This window comes from Chromobacterium aquaticum (genome assembly GCF_021129195.1).
Lineage (GTDB): Bacteria > Pseudomonadota > Gammaproteobacteria > Burkholderiales > Chromobacteriaceae > Chromobacterium > Chromobacterium aquaticum.
Genome location: NZ_JAJOHW010000099.1, coordinates 1 through 5,903, shown reverse-complemented (window position 1 = coordinate 5,903; position 5,903 = coordinate 1). Strand labels below are relative to the sequence as shown.

General features: G+C 65.2%; 4 protein-coding genes. All 4 read left to right on the top strand.

Annotated elements, in window-relative coordinates; translation table 11 throughout:
• On the top strand, positions 1 to 1,957 hold a 1,957-nt coding region (locus LQT98_RS15510), incomplete at its 5' end, for a family 20 glycosylhydrolase (RefSeq protein WP_231463363.1).
• A gap of 370 nt (positions 1,958 to 2,327) precedes the next feature.
• Positions 2,328 to 3,542, top strand: a complete 1,215-nt coding sequence (locus LQT98_RS15505) for an aspartate aminotransferase family protein (protein ID WP_231463361.1) — start codon at positions 2,328 to 2,330, stop codon at positions 3,540 to 3,542.
• A 158-nt stretch (positions 3,543 to 3,700) separates the two neighbouring features.
• Positions 3,701 to 4,732: an arginine/ornithine succinyltransferase subunit alpha gene (gene aruF / locus LQT98_RS15500; RefSeq protein ID WP_231463359.1), complete on the top strand. Its 1,032-nt coding sequence runs from the start codon at positions 3,701 to 3,703 to the stop codon at positions 4,730 to 4,732.
• Positions 4,729 to 5,763, top strand: coding sequence for an arginine N-succinyltransferase (astA, locus tag LQT98_RS15495; RefSeq protein ID WP_048409129.1), 1,035 nt, complete (start codon positions 4,729 to 4,731; stop codon positions 5,761 to 5,763). Before aruF ends, astA begins: the two co-directional genes overlap by 4 nt.
• Positions 5,764 to 5,903 lie beyond the last annotated feature (140 nt).

Genomic DNA, 5,903 nt, shown 5'->3' with positions numbered 1-5,903 from the left:
CGGCAAGGCGGCGGCGAGCGGGCTGAGCTGGCGGCTGCCGGCGCTGGCTCCGGACGCGCGCGCGGCGCTGGCGCAGCGCGGCCATCAATTGGGTCTGGCCGATCAGGGCCTGCCGGTCAGCGGCGCCGTGGTCAAGGATTTGCCGGCCGATATCGCCGTCGCCGGCGGCTACCGTCTGCGAGTGACGCGCGGCGGCGCGCGCGTGGACGCGTATGACGCCGCCGGCCTATTCTACGGCGCGCAGACCTTGCTGGGCCTGATACCGCAGGGTGGCGGCGAGATCCCGACGCTGACGCTGGAGGACGCGCCGCGCTACGAGCACCGCGGCTTCATGGTGGACGTGGCGCGCAATTTCCGTCAGCCGGCCACGCTCAAGCGCCTGATCGAGCAGATGGCCGCCTACAAGCTCAACAAGCTGCATCTGCATCTGTCCGACGACGAAGGCTGGCGCTTGCAGATCAACGGCCTGCCGGAATTGACCGAGGTCGGCGCGCGCCGCTGTCACGACCTGAACGAGGATAGCTGCCTGCTGCCGCAACTGGGTTCCGGTCCGGACAATCGCTCCGGCGGCGGCTATCTGAGCCGCGAACAGTATGTGGAATTGCTGCGTTACGCCAAGGCGCGCTTCATCGAGGTGATTCCGGAAATCGACATGCCGGCGCATGCGCGCGCGGCGGTGATGGCGATGGAGCGGCGCTACCGCCATCTCCAGCAACTGGGCCAGCCGGAAGCGGCCTCCGCCTACCGGCTGATCGATCCGCAAGACCGTTCCAACACCTTGTCGGTGCAATTCTACGACCGCCACACCTATGTCAATCCCTGCGTGCCCGGCGTGCCGCGCTTCATCGACAAAGTGGTGTCGGAAGTGGCCGCCATGCATCGCGAGGCCGGCGCGCCGCTGGCGGTCTGGCATTTCGGCGGTGACGAGGCCAAGAACATTCTGCTGGGCGGCGGCTTCCAGGACCTGTCCGGCCAGGACCCGGCCAAGGGCAAGATCAAGCTGGCGGAGCAGGACAAGCCCTGGGCGCGCTCGCCGGCCTGCCGCGCGCAGCTGGCGGAGCGGCCGGGGAAAACCACGGCCGATCTGCCCTTGCAGTTCGCCGAGGACGTCAGCCGCATCCTGGCGCGGCACGGCGTCGCCACGATGGGCGCTTGGCAGGACGGTTTGAAGGGCGCCAAATCGCCCAAGGACTTCGCCACTTCCAAGGTGATGGTCACCGAATGGGACGCCTTGTTCTGGGGCGCGGCCAAGGAGGCGCATGAGTTCGCCAACAAGGGTTTCCAGACCGTGCTGGCAATGCCGGATTATTTGTACTTCGACTTCCCCTATGAGCTGAACCCCAAGGAACGCGGCTATTACTGGGCCTCGCGCGCAACCGACAGCTACAAGGTGTTCAGCTTCGCGCCGGACAATTTGCCGCAGAACGCCGAGGTGATGACGGATCGCCAGGGCAAGGCCTTCGAAGTGCCCAGCGAGGCGGCGCCGGCGCGCTTCGCCGGCATCCAGGGCCAGGCCTGGAGCGAGGTGATGCGTAGCGATGCCCAGTTTGAATACATGGCCTATCCGCGCTTGCTGGCATTGGCCGAGCGCGCCTGGCACCGCGCGGGCTGGGAACGGCCTTATCGCCAGGGCGAGCGTTATCAGCTAGGCGTCAGCCATCTGGTGGATCGCGCGGCCTTGAACCGGGATTGGCAGCAGTTCGCCGCGGTGCTGGGCTGGCGCGAGGCGGCCAAGCTGGAGCGCGCCGGCATCGGTCTGCGCATCGCGCCGCCGGGCCTGGCTAGCGGGTCGGCCGCGGTGCTGACGGAATTCCCCGGCCAGGCGCTGCAGTTCTCGCCGGACGGGCGCAACTGGACGCCGTACCGGCCGGGCCTGGGCGCGGAAGCGCCTTATTGGCGCGGCGTCAGCGGCGATGGCGCGCGCTTTAGCCGGCAGGAGGCGCGCGGCGGCGACTGAGCGCCGATGCGAGCAAGGCAAGGACGCCCGGGCCGCTAGCCTGGGCGTTTTTCATCGCGAATCGAGGTTTCGGCGTTGATAGGACAATAATATTGATCTATCTTGCTGATCTCGAAGCGCGCCGGAGGGCGGCGCTTGCAGGCGGATTAGGCACAGCTGGCGGCTGTAATGGATGTTGTCGGACAAAATTTATTGCGCTGTATCAAGGAATGTATACGCCGGTGTCGCAAACCGGATATGGATTTGCGACGGGCTTACCTTAGAATCATTGAAACTTCATGAAATCGTCGATAAAGCCGGCATCACGACTGGTCCTGGATTTTATGAGACGGATAAGAAACAACGATAGAGCAGGAAGGGAACCATCAAGATGAGCAATACTGTAACGCGCGCCGATTTCGACCAGGTCATGGTCCCCAATTACGGCCCGGCCGGATTCATCCCGGTCAAGGGCCTGGGTTCCCGCGTATGGGACCAGAGCGGCCGCGAATTCATCGATTTCGCCGGCGGCATCGCCGTCAACTCGCTGGGCCATTGCCACCCGCAGCTGGTGGCGGCCTTGACCGAGCAGGCTTCCAAGCTGTGGCACGTGTCCAATGTGTTCACCAACGAGCCGGCCTTGAAGCTGGGCAAGCTGCTGACCGAGACCACCTTCGCCGAGCGCGTGTTCTTCTGCAACTCCGGCGCGGAAGCCAATGAAGCCGCGTTCAAGCTGGCGCGCAAATACGGCTCCGATCACTTCGGTCCGGAAAAGAATCAGATCCTGGCCTGCAAGAACTCCTTCCACGGCCGCACCCTGTTCACCGTCAGCGTCGGCGGTCAGCCCAAGTACACCGAAGGCTTCGGCCCGGTGCCGGGCGGCATCGCCCACTTCGACTACAACGACATCGAATCGCTGAAAGCGGCCATCTCCGACCAGACCTGTGCGGTGGTGATCGAACCCATCCAGGGCGAGGGCGGCGTGATGCCGGCCGACAAGGCCTTCCTGGAAGCCGCGCGCCAGTTGTGCGACCAGCACAATGCGTTGTTGGTGTTCGATGAAGTGCAAAGCGGCGTCGGCCGCACCGGCTCGCTGTTCGCCTATCAGGAATACGGCGTGACCCCGGACATCCTCAGCTCCGCCAAGGGCATAGGCGGCGGTTTCCCGATCGGCGCGATGCTGACCACCGAGAAAGTGGCCAAGAGCTTCGGCATCGGCACCCATGGCTCCACCTACGGCGGCAACCCGCTGGCCTGCGCGGTGGCGCACAAGGTGCTGGAACTGGTGAACGAACCGGCGGTGCTGGACGGCGTGCGCGCCAAGCACCAGCGCTTCGTCGATGGCCTGAACGCGATCAACGCCAAATACCAGGTGTTCAAGACCGTGCGCGGCATGGGCCTGCTGCTGGGCTGCGTGCTGACCGACGCTTACGCCGGCCGCGCCAAGGAGTTCCTGAAAGCCGCTGAAAAGCAGGGCCTGATGTTGCTGGTGGCCGGTTTGAGCGTGGTGCGCCTGGCGCCGTCGCTGGTGATCGAGGATAAGGACATCGACGAAGGCCTGGCGCGTTTCGACGCGGCCATCGCCGAACTGACCTCCGCTCAATAAGGGCCGCGGCACTGATTCCGGGCGGCCGTCGGCCGCCCGTGCTCCAAGACACAATACCGTTATCCGCCCACGTTCCTGCCGCAGGCAGGCACGCGGGTATTGCTGCGCCGCGGTCCCGCCGCGGCCTGGCAGGATTTCAGCGATAGGGGAGATGTCCCATGCTTACCGTGCGTCCCGTCCGCACCTCCGATCTGCCCGCCATCGAACGCATGGCGGTGGCCAGCGGCATCGGCGTCACCAGCTTGCCCAATAACCGGGAAAAGCTGTTCGAGCGCATCCAGCAGTCCGTGTCCGCCTTCGAGCATGAAGCCATCGGCGATTCCGGCTGCGAATACTATATGTTCGTGCTGGAGGAAGACGGCCAGGTGCTGGGCACCGCGTCCATCAATGCTTCCGCCGGCTTCGACGAGCCCTTCTACAGCTATCGCAGCGAAATCTTCGTGCACGCCTCGCGCGCGCTGAAGGTCAACAACCGCGTGCATGTGCTGAATATGTGCCACGACCTGACCGGCATGGTGCAGCTGTGCGGCTTCTACGTGGACGGCCACCTGGAACCGCAGGCCGCCGAGCTGCTGTCGCGCGCGCGGCTGCTGTTCATCGCCAGCAAGCGCGAGCGCTTCGGCCGCCGCGTGATCGCGGAGATGCAGGGCATTCACGACGACGCCGGCCAGTCGCCGTTCTGGAACGCCATCGGCCGCCGTTTCTTCAATATGGATTTCCTGCAGGTGGAACAGGCCTTCGTCAGCCACAGCAAGACCTTCATCGCCGAACTGATGCCCAGCTACCCGATCTATGTGCCGCTGCTGCCGGACGAGGCGCAGCACGCGATCGGCCAGATCCACGCCAGCTTCGAGCGCTCTTGCCAACTGCTGTGCAACGAGGGTTTCGAAGCCGACAACTATATCGACATCTTCGACGGTGGCGCGGTGCTCACCGCCGAGGTGGACCGGCTGAAAACGCTGGAAAACAGCCGCTGCTACCCGGTGGAAGTGCTGGCCAGCCTGCCGGAGCAGGCGCAGCCGCAGTTGTTGAGCAATCTGGAGTCCAGCGAGTTCGCCGCCGCGGTCTGTCGCGTGGCGGTGGTGGACGGCGTCGCCTTCATCAATCCCGACGCCGCCCGCGCGCTGGGCCTCGCCAGCGGCGGCCAGGTTCAAGTGGTTGGTTTGCAGCAGAAGGAGTCCGCAGCATGATGTTCATCCGCCCCGTAGCCCACAAGGACCTGGACGGCCTGATGAATCTGGCGCGTAGCGCCGGCGTCGGCCTGACCTCGCTGCCGGTCAACGAAGAGCGGCTGTCGCGCCGCATCGCCCGCTCGGTGCTGTCTTTCGCCGGCGAACTGGACAAGGCCGACCAAGGCTATGTCTTCGTGATGGAAGACGGCGCCAGCGGCGCCATCGCCGGCATTTGCGCGCTGGAAGCCGCGGTGGGTCTGAAGGAGCCGTGGTACAACTACCGCGTCGGCACCATCGTCCACGCCTCGGAGGAACTGGGCGTCTATTCGCGTCACGACACCTTGTTCCTGTCCAACGACCACACCGGCTATTCCGAGCTGTGCACGCTGTTCCTGCACCCGGACTACCGCGCCAACCGCAACGGAGGCCTGTTGTCCAAGAGCCGCTTCCTGTTCCTGGCGCAGTTCCCGCAGCTGTTCGGCAAGCTGGTGGTGGCCGAAATGCGCGGCGTGTCCGACGAAGAAGGCCGCTCGCCGTTCTGGGAAGGCCTGGGCCGCCATTTCTTCTCCATAGACTTCGCCCACGCCGATTACCTGACCGGCGTCGGTCAGAAGGCCTTCGTCGCCGAGCTGATGCCCAAGCATCCGGTCTACATCGATTTCCTGCCGCCGGAGGCGCAGGCGGTGATCGGCCAGACTCATGAAAACACCCGCCCGGCGGTGGCGATGCTGGAATCCGAAGGCTTCCGCTACGAGGGCTATGTCGACATCTTCGACGCCGGTCCGACGGTGCAGACCTATACCAGCGAAATCCGCGCGGTGAAGGAAAGTGCGGCGGTCGTGGCGCGGCTGGCGGACCCGCTGCCGGAAGGCGACAAAAACTTCTACCTGGTATCCAACGACTCGCTGGCCGGCTTCCGCGCCATCCTGGCCGAGACGCTGGCGCCCACCCATGAAATCCTGCTGACGCCGGAACAGGCGCAGGCGCTGAACGTGGAAGAGGGCGGCCATCTGCGCTGCGTCGCGCTCTACCCCAAGGAGAATGCATAGTGAGCAGCTTATTCATCAATGGACAATGGCAGGAAGGCGCCGGCGCGGCGCTGAGCAAAACCAATCCGGCCGACAATAGCCCGCTATGGCAGGGCCGCGCCGCCGACGCCGCCCAGGTGGACGCCGCCGTGGCCGCCGGC